General features: G+C 73.4%; 1 protein-coding gene. It reads right to left on the reverse strand.

The window, feature by feature from the left end:
* The coding region (locus ACQG3P_RS21970; protein ID WP_426806233.1) for a UvrD-helicase domain-containing protein at positions 1-110 on the reverse strand (110 nt) is incomplete at its 3' end.
* Between the last annotated feature and the right edge of the window lie 134 nt (positions 111-244).

A 244-nucleotide genomic window follows, 5' to 3' on the forward strand; every position in this document is an offset into this window, starting at 1 on the left:
CGGGTCTTGCCGGAACCGGCACCGGCAAGCACCCGATGGGGGCCGGGCGGGGCGGACACAGCTTCGCGCGGAGCGGGGTTGAGCCCGTCGAGCAGGTGGGAGACATCCATGCGCCCATATTACCCCGCCCGCCGCCAAGCAGGGGCAGGTCAGCCAACCGGTTCAGCCGCCGCCCGGTAGGGCACGACCCTTGGTCGTGACGCAGCAACGCAGCCCTCGCGGCCGGTTGCGCCAGGGGCCGCAG

Origin of the sequence: Stenotrophomonas sp. SrG (assembly GCF_050031795.1) — a bacterium.
Taxonomy (GTDB): domain Bacteria; phylum Pseudomonadota; class Gammaproteobacteria; order Xanthomonadales; family Xanthomonadaceae; genus Stenotrophomonas; species Stenotrophomonas rhizophila_A.